This window comes from Stenotrophomonas sp. TWI1149, from assembly GCF_039673155.1.
GTDB lineage: Bacteria > Pseudomonadota > Gammaproteobacteria > Xanthomonadales > Xanthomonadaceae > Stenotrophomonas > Stenotrophomonas maltophilia_AA.
This window is the reverse complement of the sequence record NZ_JBDJLB010000002.1, coordinates 41,560-57,273: the sequence shown is the minus strand read 5'-3', so window position 1 is coordinate 57,273 and position 15,714 is coordinate 41,560. Positions and strand designations below refer to the sequence as shown.

The 15,714-nt window shown below is 67.2% G+C and carries 13 protein-coding genes; 4 read left to right on the top strand and 9 right to left on the bottom strand.

Translation table 11 applies throughout. The annotated features are described in order from the left end of the window. Positions 1-151: 151 nt before the first annotated feature. The 4 genes from ABE424_RS02320 to ABE424_RS02305 are packed head-to-tail and all read right to left on the bottom strand — an operon-like array spanning position 152 to position 4,856. Positions 152-1,723, bottom strand: coding sequence for a DHA2 family efflux MFS transporter permease subunit (locus tag ABE424_RS02320; RefSeq protein ID WP_176989939.1), 1,572 nt, complete (start codon positions 1,721-1,723; stop codon positions 152-154). A gap of 7 nt (positions 1,724-1,730) precedes the next feature. Then, positions 1,731-2,912, bottom strand: coding sequence for a multidrug efflux MFS transporter periplasmic adaptor subunit EmrA (emrA, locus tag ABE424_RS02315; RefSeq protein WP_346478525.1), 1,182 nt, complete (start codon positions 2,910-2,912; stop codon positions 1,731-1,733). A 10-nt stretch (positions 2,913-2,922) separates the two neighbouring features. Continuing rightward, positions 2,923-4,407 carry an efflux transporter outer membrane subunit gene (locus ABE424_RS02310; protein WP_176989941.1) on the bottom strand — a complete coding sequence of 495 codons (1,485 nt, stop codon included), beginning with the start codon at positions 4,405-4,407 and terminating at the stop codon, positions 2,923-2,925. 5 nt (positions 4,408-4,412) lie between these two features. After that, positions 4,413-4,856: a MarR family transcriptional regulator gene (locus ABE424_RS02305; RefSeq protein WP_019184373.1), complete on the bottom strand. Its 444-nt coding sequence runs from the start codon at positions 4,854-4,856 to the stop codon at positions 4,413-4,415. Positions 4,857-4,999: 143 nt separating this feature from the next. On the opposite strand from ABE424_RS02305, the gene ABE424_RS02300 reads away from it, so the two are divergent. After that, positions 5,000-5,878 carry a helix-turn-helix transcriptional regulator gene (locus ABE424_RS02300; protein WP_179459359.1) on the top strand — a complete coding sequence of 293 codons (879 nt, stop codon included), beginning with the start codon at positions 5,000-5,002 and terminating at the stop codon, positions 5,876-5,878. Positions 5,879-5,936: 58 nt separating this feature from the next. Next, complete coding sequence (parC, locus tag ABE424_RS02295; RefSeq protein ID WP_346492284.1) at positions 5,937-8,180, top strand: DNA topoisomerase IV subunit A; 2,244 nt, start codon at positions 5,937-5,939, stop codon at positions 8,178-8,180. A gap of 152 nt (positions 8,181-8,332) precedes the next feature. Here parC and bfr read toward each other — a convergent pair whose 3' ends face one another. From bfr to asnB, 3 genes are all read right to left on the bottom strand, one after another. Next, positions 8,333-8,821 (bottom strand): bacterioferritin, encoded by a 489-nt coding sequence (gene bfr, locus ABE424_RS02290; RefSeq protein WP_176989944.1) that lies wholly within the window; start codon positions 8,819-8,821, stop codon positions 8,333-8,335. A gap of 67 nt (positions 8,822-8,888) precedes the next feature. Further along, positions 8,889-10,277, bottom strand: coding sequence for a cation:proton antiporter (locus ABE424_RS02285; protein ID WP_346492283.1), 1,389 nt, complete (start codon positions 10,275-10,277; stop codon positions 8,889-8,891). An 88-nt stretch (positions 10,278-10,365) separates the two neighbouring features. Next, positions 10,366-12,057 carry an asparagine synthase B gene (gene asnB, locus ABE424_RS02280; RefSeq protein ID WP_346492282.1) on the bottom strand — a complete coding sequence of 564 codons (1,692 nt, stop codon included), beginning with the start codon at positions 12,055-12,057 and terminating at the stop codon, positions 10,366-10,368. A gap of 368 nt (positions 12,058-12,425) precedes the next feature. Here asnB and ABE424_RS02275 point away from each other — a divergent pair, with 368 nt between their 5' ends. After that, a complete protein-coding gene (locus ABE424_RS02275) occupies positions 12,426-13,304 on the top strand; it encodes a tetratricopeptide repeat protein (RefSeq protein ID WP_346492281.1) in 879 nt (292 codons plus the stop codon). Positions 13,305-13,481: 177 nt separating this feature from the next. After that, a complete protein-coding gene (locus tag ABE424_RS02270) occupies positions 13,482-14,165 on the top strand; it encodes a pentapeptide repeat-containing protein (RefSeq protein WP_346492280.1) in 684 nt (227 codons plus the stop codon). A 59-nt stretch (positions 14,166-14,224) separates the two neighbouring features. Here ABE424_RS02270 and dapE read toward each other — a convergent pair whose 3' ends face one another. Beyond that, the gene (dapE, locus tag ABE424_RS02265; protein ID WP_346492279.1) at positions 14,225-15,352 is read right to left on the bottom strand and encodes a succinyl-diaminopimelate desuccinylase; all 1,128 of its coding nucleotides are present in this window, start codon (positions 15,350-15,352) and stop codon (positions 14,225-14,227) included. Further along, entirely contained in the window at positions 15,349-15,711 is a 363-nt protein-coding gene (locus ABE424_RS02260; RefSeq protein WP_346492278.1) for a Spx/MgsR family RNA polymerase-binding regulatory protein, read from the bottom strand. Before ABE424_RS02260 ends, dapE begins: the two co-directional genes overlap by 4 nt. Positions 15,712-15,714: the final 3 nt, after the last annotated feature.

Genomic DNA, 15,714 nt, shown 5'->3' with positions numbered 1-15,714 from the left:
CTCAGAAAATGATCAAACCCGCGCAAGCGGGTTTTTTCGTTTCCGGGCCAGGCATGCATGGATACATGCGTAGCGCGCGACGCCCGGCACCACCCCACAACGAAAAAACCCCGCCTTTCAGCGGGGTTTTTCGTTTCAACGTATCACGTCTTCAGTGCCCGCCGGCCGAGGCCGCACCCGCCCCTGCGCCGAACGGCGGCTTGGCCAGCCACAGGAAGGCGATGATGGCCAGGAAGATCCAGCCCAGCAGGAAGAAGATGTCGTTGAAGCCCATCTGCGAGGCCTGGTGGTTGATCATGTTGTTGAGCGCGGCCGCACCATGCTGCAGGTCTCCCTGCCCCATCGCGGTCACCTGGTCCTGCATGCCCGGGGTGTAGCCGGAGATGTGTTCGGTCAGGTGCGCGTGGTGTTCCTGGGTACGGCGTGCCCACAGCCACGTGGTCAGCGAGGCGGCGAAGCTGCCGCCCAGCGTACGCAGGAAGGTGGCCAGGCCGGAACCGGCGGCGATTTCGCGACCGTCCAGATCCGACAGCAGGATCTGCAGCACCGGCATGAAGAACAACGCCACGCCGATCCCCATGATCAGCTGGATGCCGGCCACATGGCCGAAGTCCACCTGCAGGTTGAAGCCCGAGCGCAGGAAGCTGGTGAACGACAGGAAGATGAAGGCGATCGTGGCCAGCATGCGCATGTCGAACCGCGAGGCGTACTTGCCCACGAACGGCGTCATGATCACCGGCAGCACGCCGATCGGCGCGGTTGCCAGGCCGGCCCAGATCGCCGTGTAGCCCATGTCACGCTGCAGCCACTGGGGGATCAGCAGCGCCACGCTGAAGAACGCCGCGTAGGCCACCACCATCGCCAGCGTACCGGCGCGGAAGTTGCGATGCCGGAACAGGCGCAGATCGACGATGGGATCCTTGTCGGTCAATTCCCAGATCAGGAACACTGCCAGGGCCACCACCGACACACAGGCCAGCACGACGATCTTGGTCGAACTGAACCAGTCTTCGTCGTTGCCGAGATCGAGCACCAGCTGCAGGGCGCCCACGCCGATCACCAGGGTGATCAGGCCGACGTAATCCATCTTCGGCTTTTCGACGTGTTCGGGGCGCCCCTTGAGCTGGTTGCCCACCACCAGCGCGGCGAAGATGCCCAGCGGCACGTTGATCAGGAAGATCCATTCCCAACTGTAGTTGTCGGTGATCCAGCCCCCGAGGATCGGGCCGGCGATCGGCGCGACCACGGTGATCATCGCCAGCAACGCCAATGCCTGCCCGCGTTTTTCACGTGGATAGAGCGAGACCAGCAGGCTCTGCGTGATCGGGTACATCGGGCCGGCGACGAAGCCCTGGATCGCACGCGAGACCACCAGCATGCCCATGCTCTGGGCCAGGCCGCACAGCAGCGAGGCCAGGGTGAAGGCCAGCGTGGCCCAGACGAACAGCTTGGTCTCGCCAAAGCGACGGCTCAGGTAGCCGGTCAGCGGCAGCGCGATCGCGGTGCTGACCGCGAACGAGGTGATGACCCAGGTGGCCTGCTGCGAACTGGCGCCGAGATTGCCGGCGATGGTCGGCAACGACACGTTGGCGATGGTGGTGTCCAGGACCTGCATGAACGAGGCCATCGCCAGCCCTGCGGTACACAGGGCGACGTTGGCCGGCCGGAAGGCCGTGCCTGGCGCCGCGGGGGCGCCCGGCGCGGCGGGAGCTTGTGCGGACATGGTGGCCTCAGCTCGCCTTGGCCTGCTGCGGCAGGTTGCTCTGGATGATCTGGTGGATCACATCGTCGGCGCTGTGCAGCTGCTTGGCGTAGACGTCGGTATCGAACACCTGGCCCTTGGCGGTTTCGGTCGGCAGCACGGTACCCTTCTGGTCGCGCAGGCTCACTTCGGCCTTGATCGACAGACCGATGCGCAGCGGATGCTCGGCGAGCTGCTTGGCATCGATGGCGATGCGCACCGGCACGCGCTGCACGATCTTGATCCAGTTGCCGCTGGCGTTCTGCGCCGGCAGCAGCGAGAACGCCGAACCGGTGCCCAGGCCGAGGCTGTCGATGCGGCCCTTGTAGGTGACGTCACCGCCGTACAGGTCCGAACGCAGCTCCACTTCCTGGCCCAGGCGCATGTGGCGCAGCTGGGTTTCCTTGAAGTTGGCTTCGACCCACATCTGCTCGGTCGGCACCACGGCCATCAGAGCATTGCCCGGCTGCACGCGCTGGCCGACCTGCACCGAACGACGGGCGACGTAACCGGTGACCGGCGCGACGATGCCGGCGCGGGCATTGTTGAGATAGGCCTGGCGCAGCTGCGCGGCGGCGGCCTGCACGTCCGGCTGGGTCGCGATCACGGTGTCATCCACCAGCGCGTTGCTGCGCTCGAAGGTCTCGCGCGAGCCGGCCACGGCGGCTTCGGCAGCGGCCAGTTCGGTGCGGGCATGCGCCAGTTCTTCGTTGGAGATCGCGCCGGTGTTGGCCAGATCCTTACGACGGTTGAAGTCCTCGCGCACGCGCTTCAGGGTAACCTGGCGCGCGTTCAATTCGGCCTGGGCGCCTTCCACGCTGCGGTACAGACCGCGCACCTGACGGACCGTCTTGGCGAGGTTGGCTTCGGCCTGCTGCAGGGCGACTTCGGTATCGGCCGGGTCCAGCTGGACCAGCAGCTGGCCGCGCTCGACGCGCATGCCGTCATCGGCGTTGATCCCGACCACGGTGCCGCTGATCAGCGGGGTGATCTGGACTTGGTTGCCCTGCACGTAGGCATCGTCGGTTTCTTCGAACCAGCGGCCGAACATGAAGTACCACAGGGCCAGCGCGGCCAGCAGCAGCACGACGATGACCAGCAGGCCGCGCAGCAGCTTGCCGCGACGGGAGGGAGCTGCCTTCTCGGCAGCGGGGGCGGAGGTCTGACTCATGGGATGACTCTCAGGAATGCGGGGATTCGGGGGTGGCGGCGACCGTGGCGGCGTCGCTGGTCGGGGTGAAACCACCGCCCAACGCCTGGCTCAGGCGGACCGAAACAAGGATTTGACGCGACTGCAGGCTGGCCAGCCGCTGCTGGGACACCAGCAACTGCTCTTCGACACTGAGCACGTCCAGGTAGCTGCCGATGCCGGCGCGGTAGCGCTGCTCGGCCAGGTCATGGGCGGCGCGCGCGGTGCTGACGGCCTGGGCCTGGGCACTGGCCTGGTCGGCCAGCGAACGCACCGCGTTGACCTGGTCGGCGACGTCACGCAGCGCGTTGACCACGGACTGGTTGTAGTCGGCCACGGCCAGGTCGTACTGCGCGTCGGTCTTGCCCAGGTTGGCGCGCAGGCGGCCGCCGTCGAAGATCGGCAGGCTCAGCGCCGGGCCGAGGAAGGCGAACGTCGAGCCACTCTTGAGCAGCTGGTCCACTTCACTGGAGACCACGCCGCCCAGGGCGGTCAGGTTGAGACTGGGGTAGAACGCGGCCTTGGCCGCGTGGATCTCGCGGTTGGCCGCCTCCACGCGCCAGCGCGCGGCGACGATGTCCGGGCGACGACCGAGCAGTTCACTCGGCAGCACGCCGGGCAGCTGCAGCGCCAAGGGGTTCAGCATCTGCGGGCGTTCGATCTGCAGGCCACGGTCCGGGCCCTGCCCGACCAGCGCGGCGAGCGCGGTGCGGGCTTCATCGATCTGCTGCTGCGCGGCCTGCTGTTGCTGCTGCGCGGCCGGGATGCGGGCCTCGGCCTGGCGGGTCTGCAGGTCGCTGTCGATGCCAGCGGCGCGACGCTGGCGGGTCAGGTCCAGGGTCTTCTGCGAGCGCGCCAGTTCTTCACTGGCCACGTCGTGCAGTGTCCACGCGTAGCCCAGCTGCGCGTACGCCTCGGCGATGGCGGCGGAGAGATTCAGGCGCGCGGCCTGGGCGTCCACTTCCGCGGCGTGACCGCTGTCCACGGCGGCTTCCCAGGCGGCGCGCTTGCCGCCCCACAGGTCGATGCCGTAGCTGAAGCTCAGGTAGGCCTGGCCGCTGCCGGCGTAGCTGCCACCGAGTTCGTCACCGACCATCGATTCGGGCAGGCGCACGCCGGTGTAGCCGCCGGAGGCGGAAACGCTGGGCAGGCGATCGGCGCGGGCGGTGCCGATCTGGGCACGGGCCTGGCGCAGGCGCGCATCGGCCGCCTCCAGCCCGGGATTGCGCTGCAGGCCTTCGGCGATCAGGGCGTCAAGCTGGGGGTCGCCCAGCGCGCGCCACCAGTCGGTGGCCGGCCAACCGGGCTGGCTCAGGCCGTTGGCGGCCAAGGTGCGCTGGGTCTGCAGGCTGTCTGCGTCGAGCAGACGACCCTGCGGCTCCAGGCCGCGGCTGCTGGCACACGCGGCCAGCGCAAGCGCCAGCACGGAGACCAGCACCGGCCGCAACGGGCGCAGTGGATGAGAGCGTTCAAACATGGAAGTCATGGCGTTACCAGTGAGTCGCGTACACGGGTCATGAGGGAAAGCAGCTGCGCGCGTTCGTCCGAAGACAGATCACGCATGGCGTCGTCGATGGTCTGGTCCCCGCGCTGTTTGAGGCGGGCCCACAACTGGCGGCCCGGCTCGGTCAGCACGATCTGCAGTGCCCGCCGGTCCTGGGCATGCGGCTCGCGCCGCACGCAATCCAGGGCTTCCAGCTTGTCCAGCAGGCGGGTCACCGCGCTCGGCACCTGGTCCAGGGCCTGGGCCAACTCGTTGGCGGTGCACGGGGCACGCGCCGCGAGCACCTTCAGGCCGAGATAGTGGGTGAAGCCAATACCGAGGTTTTCCTCGGCCATCGACGTGTCTAGCTGACGGACCAGGCCATCGCGCACTTGGCGCAGCAGGAGTCCGAAGCTGGGGGGATGGGCATCAGGGCAGATCATGGGTGAGCATTCTCTTCCAAAAAATATATTTCTCAATAGAAATATTTAATCTGGAACCAAATGCTGTGTTGCAACAATCAGAACAATGGGCAGGTCGCTACCTTAATGGCGCCCTGGACTGGCCCGGTATTACAATTTGGACAATGGATAACACTTTCAGGCCAGAGCGCGAGACCGACGCCACCCAGATGATCCGCAACCAGGTCTTGGACTGGTTCGAGCGCGACGATGGACTGGGCGTGCTCGGCTTCCGGATCGAGAGCGCCCGCGGGCTGGACCGGGAGATCGACTGGCACCAGCACCGGCGCGCACAGCTGATCTGCGTCGAGGCGGGCCTGCTCACCACCCGCACCCGCCATGGCACCTGGTCGCTGCCGCCCGGCTGCGCCGGCTGGATGCCGCCGGGAGAGCCGCACACCGTGGATATCTGTGGGCCGCTAAGGGGCTGGGGCATCATCGTCAGCGCGGCGATGGCCCACGACCTGCCCGACGAGCCCTGCGTGGTGGCCATTTCCGATCTGCTGCAGGCCTTGTCGCTGCGGGTCACCGCGTGGGTGCCGGCGGCCGAACCCAGCCTGCGCCAGCAGCACATGATCGAGGTCCTGCTGGACGAAATCCGCAATGCCCCGCGCCAGCGCATGCATCTGCCGATGCCGCAGGACCGGCGCCTGCTGCGGATCGCCTCGCAGCTGATCGCCGATCCGGCCGACGGCCGCAGCCTGGAGCAATGGGCCCAGTGGGCGGGCCTGTCGCCGCGTACACTGACCCGGCACTTCCGCGATGAAACCACGCTCAGCTTCGCCCAGTGGCGCCAGCAGGCCCGGTTGGCCGAGGGCCTGCGCCGCCTGTCCGATGGCCAGAGCGTGTCCGACATCGCGCACGAACTGGGGTTCAGCAGCCCCAGCGCCTTCGTCACGGTGTTCCGCCGCCACTTCGGCAGCCCGCCCGGGCGCTATCTGGCGCGCAGCGGACACCCCCTGAACCCATCACGCGGCTTGGCATCCCCGGCCGCATCCGGATAATCATCCGCCTGCGAGGGCGACAGCCGTCGCCGTCCCTTGCCACAGGTAACAATCCCGCATGACCGATCTTGCCCGCCCCGCGTTCCACGGCTTTGAACAGCTGCCCCTGCGCGAGTACGCCGAACGGGCGTACCTGGACTATTCGATGTACGTGGTGCTCGACCGCGCACTGCCGTTCCTCGGCGACGGCCTCAAGCCGGTGCAGCGCCGCATCATCTACGCGATGAGCGAGCTGGGTCTGAACGCGTCCTCCAAGCCGAAGAAGTCCGCGCGTACCGTCGGTGACGTGATCGGTAAGTACCATCCCCACGGCGACAGCGCCTGCTACGAAGCGCTGGTGCTGATGGCCCAGCCCTTCTCGTACCGCTACCCGCTGATCGAAGGCCAGGGCAACTTCGGCTCGACCGACGATCCCAAGTCGTTCGCGGCGATGCGTTACACCGAGTCCAAGCTGACCCCGATCGCCGAAGTGCTGCTGGGCGAGATCAACCAGGGCACCACCGACTGGACCCCGAACTTCGACGGCACCCTGGAAGAGCCGACCTGGATGCCGGCGCGCCTGCCGCACCTGCTGCTCAACGGCACCACCGGCATCGCCGTCGGCATGGCCACCGACGTGCCGCCGCACAACCTCAACGAGATCGTCAGCGCGCTGCTGCACCTGCTCGACGATCCCGATGCCACGGTCACCGACCTGTGCGAGCACGTGAAGGGCCCGGACTACCCGAGCTTCGCCGAGATCATCACCCCGATCGCCGATCTGCGCACCATGTACGAGACCGGTTACGGCAGCGTGCGGGCGCGCTCCACCTTCCTGAAGGAGAACGGCAACATCGTGATCAACGCGCTGCCGTTCCAGGTATCGCCGTCGAAGGTGATCGAGCAGATCGCCGCGCAGATGCGCGCCAAGAAGCTGCCGTGGCTGGAGGACATCCGCGATGAGTCCGACCATGCCAACCCGGTGCGCGTGGTGCTGGTGCCCCGCTCCAACCGCGTGGACGCCGAGCAGTTGATGGGCCACCTGTTCGCCACCACCGACCTGGAGCGCAGCTACCGGGTCAACCTCAACGTGATCGGGCTGGACGGCCGCCCGCAGGTCAAGAACCTCAAGACCCTGCTCAGCGAGTGGCTGCAGTTCCGCAGCACCACCGTGACCCGCCGCCTCAACCACCGCCTGGAGAAGGTCGAGCGTCGCCTGCACATGTTGGACGGCTTGCTGGTCGCCTTCCTCAACCTGGATGAAGTGATCCACATCATCCGCACCGAGGACGAAGCCAAGCCGGCGCTGATCGCGCGCTTCGCGCTGAGCGAGGAACAGGCCGAGTACATCCTGGAGACCAAGCTGAAGCAGCTGGCCCGCCTGGAAGAAATGAAGATCCGCGGCGAGCAGGACGAGCTGGCCAAGGAACGCGACAAGATCGTCGGCATCCTGGAGAGCAAGGCCAAGCTGAAGAAGCTGATCCGCGACGAGCTGGTGGCCGATGCGAAGAAGTTCGGCGATGACCGTCGCTCGCCGCTGGTGCAGCGTGGCGCGGCGCAGGCCATCGACGAGACCGAGCTGGTACCGAGCGAACCGATGACGGTGGTGCTTTCGGAGAAGGGCTGGATCCGTGCGGCCAAGGGCCACGACATGGACCCGGCCACCCTGTCCTATCGTGATGGCGATGCGCTGCTCGGCTCCGTGCGCGCACGCAGCACGCAGCAGGTGGCGTTCCTGGACAGCGAGGGCCGTGCGTACTCGACCCTGATCCACACCCTGCCCTCGGCCCGTGGCAACGGCGAGCCGCTGACCGGTCGCTTCTCGCCGGCCCCGGGCAGCGCCTTCATGACGCTGGCCAGTGGCGAGAACAACACGCGCTTCGTGCTGGCGTCCACCCACGGCTATGGCTTCGTGACCCGCTTCGAGAACCTCACCGGCCGCAACAAGGCCGGCAAGGCGATGCTCAACCTGACCTCCGGTTCCAAGGTGCTGACCCCGGCCGTGGTCGCCAATCCGGAGACGGACCGCATCGTGGCCGTGACCAGCTCGGGCAACCTGCTGGCGATCGCCGCCAGCGACCTGCCGGAACTGGACAAGGGCAAGGGCAACAAGATCATCGACATCCCCAAGGCCAAGCTCGCCACCGAGCGCGTGGTCGCGGTGGTGTCGGTGGCGCCGGGCAACACGCTGCTGGTGCGCAGCGGCCAGCGCACGATGAACCTGTCCTTCAAGGACCTGGACACCTACCTGGGGACCCGCGCCACCCGCGGCCATCTGCTGCCGCGTGGCTGGCAGAAGGTGGAAGGGCTGGCGGTGGAATAACGGTCCCGCGTCGACGTGGATCGGAACGGCCGGGGAAACCCGGCCGTTTTTTTTGCGCCCACGGAAAAGGCCGGGTTTCCCCGGCCTCTCTGTTCGAATCCACGTCGGCTGGCTGGCGAAGGCTGGCTGGCGTGTGGAACCCGATGCCGTACTCAGTGCGCGGCGGTACCTTTCGCATCCATCTTGCTGGTCTGGTACAGCGCCAGGCCGATCCGCTTGATCAGGCCAAGCTGCTGCTCCAGCCACCAGGCGTGGTCTTCTTCGGTGTCCTTCAACTGCACCAGCAGCATGTCGCGGCTGACGTAGTCCTGGTGCTGTTCGCACAGCTTCATGCCGGCAGCCAGGTTGTTGCGGACGCTGTATTCGGTGTCCAGGTCCTTCTGCAGCATCTCTTCCACGGTCACGCCGGGCTCGAACACATGCGGGCGCATGTCCGGGTCGCCGCCGAGGAAGAGGATGCGGCGCAGCAACGCATCGGCGTGCTGGGTCTCTTCTTCCATTTCGTGGTTGAGGCGCTCATAGAGCGCGAACAGGCCCTGGTCTTCGTAGCGGCGCGAATGGATGAAGTACTGGTCGCGCGCGGCCAACTCGCCGCGCAGCAGTTCCTTCAAGCAGGCGATGACGTCCGGGTTGCCTTTCATGGGGGTGCTCCTGATGAATCAATGCGCGCATGGTGCCCTATCTGGAATTCCGGTGATCTAATCGGAATCAGTTGCAGTTGCGCTTCCACCGCTCCATCGCATTCAGCAACGGCCCGGTCATGGCCGTGGTCACCAGCGCCATGATCACCAGCACGGCAAACAGGCGATCCCCCAGGAAGCCCAGCTCGTAGCCCAGGTTGAGCACGATCAGCTCCATCAGGCCGCGGGTGTTCATCAGGGCACCGAGCTTCCACGCCTCATGGCTGCCCATGCCCGCACTGCGCGCGGCGCTCCAGGTGCCGATCAGCTTCCCGAGCGTAGCCACCACGATCACGATCAGGCACAGCACCAGGTCGCTGGCCTGCAGGGCATCGGCGCGCATGCGCAGGCCGGTCATGGCGAAGAACAAGGGCAGCAGCAGGGTGACCGCGAACGGCTCGACACGCTCGGCCACGGTATGCCGCAGGGTGGCGTTGCCGGACACCGCCACGCCGGCCGCGAACGCGCCGAACAGCGCGTGGATGCCCAGCATCTCGGTGACCAGGGCTGAGCCCAACGCCATCAACAGCATGATCAGCAGCCAGCGTCCTTCCTGGCCTGGTGCGATCACCAGGCGGGAGAACCACGGGCGCACCACGCCCAGCATCAGCGCGACGAAAGCGACCACGCAGACCAGGTTGATCGTCGCGGGCACCCAGCCCTGCGATTGCGCAGCCGCCACGATCAGCGCCAGCAGGCACCATGCGGTGGCATCACCGAGCGCGGCGCAGGCGATGGCGGTCTGGCCCAGCGGCGTGCCGGTCATGCCTCGGTCGGCCAGGATGCGCAGCAGCACCGGGAAGGCGGTGATGCTCAATGAGATGCCGACGAACAACGCAAAGCCGGTGAAGCCCACGCCCGGCGGTGCGTGCGCGCCGTACAGCCAGATCGCCAGCAGCACGCCCAGCACGAACGGCACCGCGATGCCGGCATGGCTGACCACGAAGGCGAAACGACGTCGTCCGCGCAGCCCGCCCAGGTCCAGCTCCGCACCGGCCACCAGCAGGAACATCAGCACGCCGAGCTGGCTGAGAAGGCCGAGCGAACCGAGCGATGCCGGCGGGAACAGCATGCCGTGCACCTGCGGCAACAGGGCGCCCAGCACCAGCGGCCCCATCATCAGGCCGGCCGCCATCTCACCGATCACACCCGGCTGGCCGAGGCGACGGAACACCCAGCCCGCGGCCTTGGCGACCATCAGCAACACCAGCAACTGCAGCAGGAACAGACCGAGCGGCGCATGCAGATGCGCGGCCCAGTCGGCGCCCAGCGAGGACTCGGCACGGGCCGCCTGTGCGGTCACGGCCGGGCCGGCAAACCGCGCCAGGCCCAGGCCGATCAACAGCGGCAGTGCCACCCAGCCCAGGTAGCGCCATGCCAGCCCGCTGCGGCGCATGCCGGTGGTGTCAGAGTCCATGACCGATCCCCATCGATTGAAGGGGCGATTCTACGGTCTGCACGCGCTGCCACACCACCGCGGACGACGCGGCGGTGTGGTACATCCGTCAGGCCAGCGCCTGCTCGTGCACGCCGGCGATCGCGCGCCCGGACGGATCGGCCATCGCGGCAAAGCTGGCGTCCCATGCGATGGCGGCCGGCGAGGAACATGCGATGGACTTGCCACCCGGCACGGTTTCCGCCGCGGCCTGGGTCGGGAAGTACTGCTCGAACACGTGGCGGTAGAAGTAGGCTTCCTTGGTCTGCGGCGGGTTGTGCACGAAGCGCTTGTCCGCCGCCGCCATCACGCGGTCGCTGACCTGGGCTTCGGCATGTGCCTTGAGCCCGTCGATCCACCCGTAGCCGACGCCGTCACTGAACTGTTCCTTCTGGCGCCACAGGATCGCGTCCGGCAGGTAGCCTTCGAAGGCCTCGCGCAGCACCGCCTTCTCGATCCGGCGTGCACCGGCGGGGCCCTGCCCGACCATCTTGTGCTTGGCATCGATGCGCATGGCCACATCGAGGAACTCGCGGTCCAGGAACGGCACGCGCGGCTCCACGCCCCAGGCCATCATCGACTTGTTGGCGCGCAGGCAATCGTAGTTGTTGAGCGCGTCCAGCTTGCGCACCAGCTCTTCGTGGAACTCCCGTGCGTTCGGCGCCTTGTGGAAGTACAGATAGCCACCGAAGATCTCGTCGCTGCCTTCGCCGGACAGCACCATTTTCACGCCCATCGCCTTGATCCGGCGCGCCAGCAGGAACATCGGCGTAGACGCGCGGATGGTGGTGACGTCATAGGTCTCCACGTGGCGGATCACTTCCGGCAGCGCATCCAGCCCCTCTTCGAAGGTGTACTCGAAGCCGTGGTGCACGGTGCCCAGTGCTTCGGCGGCGATGGCGGCGGCAGCCAGATCGGGCGAACCCTTCAGACCGATCGCGAAGGAGTGCAGGCGCGGCCACCAGGCTTCCGTCTGATCGCCATCTTCGACACGGTGGCGGGCATAACGCGCGGCGACCGCAGCGACCAGCGACGAATCCAGACCACCGGAGAGCAGCACGCCATAGGGCACGTCGGTCATCAACTGGCGGTGCACCGCGCGCTCGAACGCCTCGCGCAGCTCGACGCGGTCGGCCTCGACGCCTTCCACCGCGTCGTAATCGCGCCAGGGGCGTTCGTAATAGCGGGTCAACGTATCGGTGGCACTGTCGTACCAATGGCCCGGCGGGAACTGCGCGGCGTCGGCGCAGATGTCCACCAGCGACTTCAGTTCGGAGGCCACCACCAGGCGGCCGTCCTTGTCGTGGCCCCAGTACAGCGGCACCACGCCGATCGGATCACGCGCGATCAGCACGCGCTGCTGGGCGCGGTCCCACAGCGCGAAGGCGAAGATGCCGTTGAGGCGGTTCAGGAAGGACGCCGGGCTGTCCTCGCGGTACAGGGCGTTGATCACCTCGCAGTCCGAGCCGGTCTGGAAAGCGTACGGCTGGGCCAGTTCGGCCTTCAGTTCGCGGTGGTTGTAGATTTCGCCGTTGACCGCCAGCGCCAGGCCGCCGTCATCGGACAGCAGCGGCTGCGAGCCACCGGCCGGATCCACGATGGCCAGCCGCTCGTGGACCAGGATGGCGCCGTCATCGACATACACCCCGCTCCAGTCCGGGCCACGATGGCGCTGGCGCTGCGAGAGGTCCAGCGCATGGCGGCGCAGTGCGGGGAGGTCGTCGCCGGCCTGGAGGCCGAAAATACCGAAGATCGAACACATGGGAACAGCTCCTGATAATGGGGGAATACACGTGTTGCAGGCATTCGACCGGCCACCCGGGCCCGGAAGGGGTAAACCCGGGCCACAAAAAAACCCGCATCGGTCGATGCGGGTTTTCTGGGGTCCGGGCGTGTTGCTTGTACTAGCCCTGGTCGCAGTCCCGCATCGGCCGCGCACGATTATTCGCGCGCAGATTGGTGCGGTTGGTATTGTTGACAGCGGTGGCCGGGAACGAGGACATGGACCGACCGTAACCGGGTTTCGACGGCGGTGCAACTGTTGCGATGGCAACCAAACCGACCGTCGCGGACAACCAGGCGCTCCGGGGCCGGGCGATAATCACCGCCCTTACGCATCACCTGGCTGGCATGACCCTTCGCATCGGACGCATCGCTTCACGCCTGGGCGGCATCGCCCTCACCTTCGCCCTGGTCGCCTGCAGCAGCGCCCCGTCACGGACGCCCGCAAGCATCGTGCAGTCGGTCGAGGCCAAGGCCGCCGACGGCAGCTTCGACAGTGCCTGGGACGCGGCGAAAACCTACGAAACCTTCAACGATCCGCGCGCGGTGACGTGGTATGAGCGTGCCGCCGCCGTCACCCCGTGGAGCTTCCACAACCCCCAGGCCGAAGAGGCGCTGGGCCGGATCTGGACCCACGGTGAGCTGGTGCACGGCACCGGCCCCAACATCGTCCAGGGCACGGCGCTGCGTGCCTCGCCGCGGAAGGCCGAGCGCTGGTACCGCACCGCGGCCGAGCACGGCAACCCGATGGCCATGCTGATGCTGGCCAAGTTCCATCGCGAACGCGGTGACGCAGCGAGCGCGCTGCGCTGGGACCTGCGCGCGACCATCTACCACCACATGCAGTCCGAATCCTCGCGGCTGCCGCAGGCGATCGCGCCACAGCCGGATGGCACCCTGCATCCGCTGGTCGTCGACATCCAGCGGCGTGCGCAGCGTGGCGATGCCGACGCCCAGGTGGATCTCGGCGCGATGTACGAACTCGGCATGGGCCTGCCGCGCGATGGCATCGAGGCACTGCGCTGGTATCGGCGTTCGGCCGACCAGGGCAATGTGTACGGCCAGTACTTCAGCGGCCTGCTGCTGGGGCGTGGGCGCGCGGGCGTGACCAAGGATCTGGACGCCGCCGCCGGATGGTTTGCGAAGGCCTATGCGCAGAAGTTCTATCTCGCCGGGGAAACCTACTGGCGCAAGACCATCGAGCCGCCGTTCTGGACCTTCGGGTAGTGCCGGCTTGCGTGAGGGTAGTGCCGGCCGCTGGCCGGCTCGCGTGATTGCGTGGCGACGTGGGGAGCCGGCCAGCGGCCGGCACTACCGCGACGTAGGTCTACGACGTGGCTTGTACACACTCCAGAGGGACGTTCAAGTCTGCCGCTCGCGTGCTGCATCACCCAGAATGGCGGCATGAATACCGCTACCTTCCGCGATGAGACCGTCACCCGCGAGCGCATGCAGGCCATCATCGCCGCACATCCGCGGGCAGCCATTTTCGAGAGCTGCAGCTTCGATCACGGCGACTTCTCGCGGCTGGACATGGATGGCGTCCAGTTCCACCAGTGCTCGGTCACCGGCGCGTCCTGGCTGGCGGCCTCACTGGAAGAAAGCCAGTGGACGAAGTGCCGTGGCAGCCAATGCGATTTCAGCTCGGCGCTGCTCAGCGACGCGCGCTTCTCGCACTGCGATCTCAACAACAGTCACTGGCGCCGCGCGACGTTGTCCTCGGTGCAGTTCCAGGACTGCAAGCTGACCGGCGCGCACCTGCAGGAAGTCACCGGCTGGGCACTGGAATTCCGCGATTGCCTGCTGGTGAGCGCGGACCTGCGCGGGATGTCGTTCCGCAAGGCCCAGCTGGAGGGCATGGATTTCTCCGAGGCTGAGCTGTCCGGCTGCGACTTCCGCGATGCGGTGTTCAACGGCGGCAGCCTGCGCAACGCACAGACGCGGCTGACCCGGTTTGAAGGTGCGGACCTGCGCGGCACCGACATCAGCGGGCTCAACGTGATGGATGCCAAGCTGTTCAAGAAGGCGGTGATCTCGCAGCGCCAGGCGGCGGCCGCGTTGGCGTCGTTCGGGCTGATCGTGGCGTAAGGGCGAACTCGCGCGACTGAGGCGGTAGGCGCCGACCGTTGGTCGGCGCAGCACGTGCATCAGGCCAACAAACGCTCGATCAAGCGCTGGTACAGCGCCGGCAGCGCTTCCAGATCCGCCACGCGGACGTTCTCGTCGACCTGGTGGATGCTCGCATTGACCGGCCCCACTTCGATGCACTGCGCGCCCAGCGGCGCGATGAAGCGCGCATCGGAGGTACCACCGCCGGTGCTCTCCTCCGGCGGCGCACCGGCGAACTCACCCAGGACGTCGCGGGCAACCCTGCGCAGCGTGCCTTCCGGGGTGTAGAACGGCTCGCCACTGCGATGCCACGTGAGGGTGTACTCGAGCGCATGCCGCTCCAGCAGCGTGGCGATCTCCCGCTCCAGCGCCGGCGCAGTCCAGTGTGGGTTGTAGCGCAGGTTGAACAGCACCTGCAGCTCGCCGGGGATCACGTTGTTCGCACCGGTGCCGGCATGGATGTTGGAGACCTGCAGGCTGGTCGGCGGGAAGCTCTCGAAGCCATCGTCCCAGTGCCGTGCAGTCAGTTCCGCCAGTGCCGCGGCAGCGAGATGGATCGGATTGCGCGCCTTGTCCGGATACGCGACATGGCCCTGCACGCCTTTCACCGTGAGCGTTCCCGACAAGCTGCCGCGGCGGCCGACGCGCAGCAGATCGCCGAGCACGGCGGTGGAGGACGGCTCACCGGTGATGCACCAGTCGATGGCCTGGCCGCGCGCGCGGAAGATGTCCGCCACGCGCCGCACACCGTCGATGGCGTCGCCTTCCTCGTCGCTGGTCAGCAGCACGGCCAGCGTGCCGGGATGGTCCGGATGGGCGGCCACGAACTGCTCGGCGGCCACCACGAAGGCGGCCACGCTGCCTTTCATGTCGGCCGCGCCGCGCCCGTACAGCACGCCCTCGCGGATCTGCGGATCGAACGGATCGCTGGTCCAGGCCGAGACCGGGCCGGTCGGCACCACGTCGGTATGCCCGAGCAGCACCAGCACCGGCGCGCCCTGCCCGTGTGTGGCCCACAGGTTGTCGACCTCGCCCAGGCGCAGGTGTTCGCAGTGGAAGCCGGCGCGTTCAAGACGGCCGGCCAGCAGCGCCTGGCAACCGGCGTCCTCGGGTGTGACCGAGGCGCGCGCGATCAGGTCGCAGGTCAGCGCGACGACGTCGTTCACGCGCCCACTCCGAACCGCTGCTTGAAGCCGTTGTCCGAGAAGCCCTGGGTCATCACGCCCTCGGCGCTCACCACCACCGGGCGCTTGATCAGCTGCGGGTACTCGCGCAGCAGCAGCTTCCATTCGGCCTCCGAATCGGCCGCTTTGCGGTTCTCCGGCAGCTGCCGCCACGTGGTGGAGGACCTGTTGATCAACGCGGGGAAGCCACCGGCCTGGGCCGCCCAGTCGATCAGGGTCTCCGGCGTCGGCTTCTCGTCGCGGTAGTCGACGAAGGTGTACGGCACCTGGAAACGGTCCAGCCACTTGGTGGCTTTTTTGCAGGTGTCGCAGTTCTTCAATCCGTACACAATCGTGGTCATGGC

Coding starts and splice junctions, on each gene's coding strand:
- ABE424_RS02320 (WP_176989939.1), bottom strand. CDS start 1,723: ATGTCCGCACAAGCTCCCGCCGCGCCGGGCGCCCCCGCGGCGCCAGGC.
- asnB (WP_346492282.1), bottom strand. CDS start 12,057: ATGTGTTCGATCTTCGGTATTTTCGGCCTCCAGGCCGGCGACGACCTC.
- ABE424_RS02260 (WP_346492278.1), bottom strand. CDS start 15,711: ATGACCACGATTGTGTACGGATTGAAGAACTGCGACACCTGCAAAAAA.
- ABE424_RS02305 (WP_019184373.1), bottom strand. CDS start 4,856: ATGATCTGCCCTGATGCCCATCCCCCCAGCTTCGGACTCCTGCTGCGC.
- ABE424_RS02275 (WP_346492281.1), top strand. CDS start 12,426: ATGACCCTTCGCATCGGACGCATCGCTTCACGCCTGGGCGGCATCGCC.
- ABE424_RS02310 (WP_176989941.1), bottom strand. CDS start 4,407: ATGTTTGAACGCTCTCATCCACTGCGCCCGTTGCGGCCGGTGCTGGTC.
- emrA (WP_346478525.1), bottom strand. CDS start 2,912: ATGAGTCAGACCTCCGCCCCCGCTGCCGAGAAGGCAGCTCCCTCCCGT.
- parC (WP_346492284.1), top strand. CDS start 5,937: ATGACCGATCTTGCCCGCCCCGCGTTCCACGGCTTTGAACAGCTGCCC.
- ABE424_RS02270 (WP_346492280.1), top strand. CDS start 13,482: ATGAATACCGCTACCTTCCGCGATGAGACCGTCACCCGCGAGCGCATG.
- bfr (WP_176989944.1), bottom strand. CDS start 8,821: ATGAAAGGCAACCCGGACGTCATCGCCTGCTTGAAGGAACTGCTGCGC.
- ABE424_RS02300 (WP_179459359.1), top strand. CDS start 5,000: ATGGATAACACTTTCAGGCCAGAGCGCGAGACCGACGCCACCCAGATG.
- ABE424_RS02285 (WP_346492283.1), bottom strand. CDS start 10,277: ATGGACTCTGACACCACCGGCATGCGCCGCAGCGGGCTGGCATGGCGC.